The sequence below is a fragment of the Parapedobacter soli genome, from assembly GCF_025460835.1.
Lineage (GTDB): Bacteria > Bacteroidota > Bacteroidia > Sphingobacteriales > Sphingobacteriaceae > Parapedobacter > Parapedobacter soli.
The window spans coordinates 1-2,598 of sequence record NZ_JAMXAY010000115.1; the positions used below are offsets into that span (position 1 = coordinate 1).

The 2,598-nt window shown below is 47.5% G+C and carries 2 protein-coding genes; both read right to left on the reverse strand.

What is annotated here, in order from left to right; genetic code table 11:
• Nucleotides 1-140: 140 nt before the first annotated feature.
• Complete coding sequence (locus tag NGM62_RS21710) at nucleotides 141-1,613, reverse strand: DUF4270 domain-containing protein (protein ID WP_262250401.1); 1,473 nt, start codon at nucleotides 1,611-1,613, stop codon at nucleotides 141-143.
• Nucleotides 1,614-1,635: 22 nt separating this feature from the next.
• On the reverse strand, nucleotides 1,636-2,466 hold the full coding sequence (locus tag NGM62_RS21715; RefSeq protein WP_262250402.1) for a glycogen/starch synthase: 831 nt from the start codon (nucleotides 2,464-2,466) through the stop codon (nucleotides 1,636-1,638).
• Between the last annotated feature and the right edge of the window lie 132 nt (nucleotides 2,467-2,598).

The following is a 2,598-nucleotide window of genomic DNA, read 5'->3' on the forward strand; positions in this document are numbered from 1 at the left end:
ATTGACTTCAAAAAAGAAATATTGGGCTTTTTAAGGGTTGACTACTTAAACTCAAGTTAACCGCAATCATAAAAAATGCTCCACCTTAGATGGAGCATTTTTTATGATTGTATCGTTTGAATCAGAAGAAACCGCCGGAATCAGTTCGCCGACGTGGTATAATAGATATTGAGCTTCATCTTCAAATCCGTTCCTTCGCCGTTAGCGATAACTGCTCGGCCACCGGCGTTGAGTACCGGATAATACGGCACGGAGGTATCAGATGCCGCCGCTGGGGCAATGAAGAACTCGTTGCTGTTTATCTTCCCTTGCAGGATGTCCTGGATGTAGGACGTGAGGTGGAAGACATAACGATTTTTATCCTCGTCCATATCCCCACCGAATGCGCGCCAGTTGCCATACCGGTACCAAAGGCTGCGGCCGTCGCCGGCGTAACTGCTGCCGCTGGTACGTGAATCTCCATCGGGCACCGGCTGCCGCTGCCCGGCTATGTCTTCACGGTATAATGTCAACCGCTGTGCATGCCCCAACTCATCCTCCAAACCATCGGCAGTGGTGGTATATAACACCAGTTCCGCCTTATTCACCGCTATTTTCCGTGACTTCAGCTCGTTGATATACGGAATGGTTAAACGAGTACGCAATCCGGCTGGTGCCTGCAGGTATAATACGTCATAATGGGTGCCGGGATTTTCCAGCTGTGTCCGGACCGCTTCCGCATACGTCCGCTTGATACTGGATGTCAGCCGCCGGTACGTCGTACCGCTATAACTATCCTGCATCGTTGTAGGTAAAAATGTGCGGATAGTATCGATATCCGCATCATCCCCTTCCTCGCCATTCGGCTGCCGGTAGGTCAATTCAATCCCGGTCTTTCCGCCAATACCCTGGAACGTAACCAGCCCGCCTACGCCTGTCATTGCACTCCCGTCAACACTCAGGTAAAGCCCTTTCACATGGTTGTTAAATCCGGTTTCTGTAGATAGGGAAGCCGAGTCAACCGTCTCGCTCAACAGCTCCTTGAAAAATTCGGCCGACAGTGCGATACGTAATTGCGGGATATCCTTCACCACGGAGTCCTTACCCGTATCTTCGATATACTTTGTTATACTTACGCTATCTGTTTGCTTATAGGCAAACCGGCCTATATTTTTTGCTCCAATCACGTCACCCTTCACCTCCCATTGTTTCGTGGAGTACTCGCCATCCACGTATGCCTCATTCAGTTGCCTTACTTGGAGGCTGAAGTTGGGCCGTAGGGTATCTCCAAAGTATTCTGTACCATAGGGCAGTACGAGAACGACCGAGTCGATCTCTGCATCGGGTGCAATGCGGGGCACCGTTGTAGGCCGGCCAATGGCCAAAGCCAGGTCAGCCACGGTTTCACCGATCACCGGATCATTGAGCCAACCAAATGCTGTCTGTGAAAACGACGAAGATCGCGTACTATCGTCAAGCACGGTCACCGCCTGTATGGTAAGCGTGTCGACCAACGTCCCTACTAACTCATCCTCCGGATCCACATCCAGACCTATGCCCGATGGGTTGTCACAACCTCCTAAAACAAAAAGACTTATCAACAAGGTTAATAAGTCTTTGGTATGATAGCTCATTCGCAAAGAATTAAATCCAAAATTATGCCTCCACTTCCGTCTCAAGCTCTACACTTGAAAATTGTTCGTAAAGGTTGTAATAATTCTCGAATTCTTGGTGGTCTTCCAGTTCAAATACGGGAATATCATGCTTTTTAACAATATTTAACAGTTCTTTATCCGCAATTTCTTCGGCTAGAACCACACCATCGGAATAGGCCAATGCACCCTTGTACATTGCGGCATAGGTGCCGTCGCTATAGTGTATTACGTCTTCGGCTGTCATATCGCCGGTACGTGCCATTTCCGAAAAGCCTTCATCGAATGAAAAATCGATATCTTCATTGTACAGCGAGTAGATTACCTTGGTATCTTTAAAAGTGGGGTCGTCTTTATAAGCTGTTTTTATATAAGCCGGTATCAACGCACTCATCCAGCCGTGGCAATGTACCACGTCGGGAGCCCAGCCCAGTTTTTTCACTGTTTCCAGCGCACCTTTGCAGAAAAATACCGTCCGCTCGTTATTGTCTTCAAAAAATTTGCCTTTCTCATCAGCAAACACCTGCTTACGCTGGAAATATTCCTCGTTGTCCAGGAAATATACTTGCATACGTGCAGCAGGGATTGATGCAACCTTGATAATCAATGGGTTGTCGTTGTCATCCACCACAATGTTCATCCCCGATAACCTGATGACTTCATGCAGCCGGTTACGGCGCTCGTTGATATTGCCAAAACGCGGCATCAGGATACGGATTTCATAGCCCCGCTCCTGCATCGCCTGAGGCAGTTGACGGGTAATTTCAGAAATTTTACTTAATTCGAGGAAAGGCGACATCTCGTGGGTAACAAACAGAATCTTCGTTTTTGCCATCTCCAATTATTTGTTTTTATTTTGCAAGTGAAATCGGTCTGCAAAGATAAGCATTTTTTGTCAATGTACCAATTAGTTAACCGAGCTGTCAGGGATTTCGCTTTTAAGAATTTTGGGGATTGGATTTGCAGG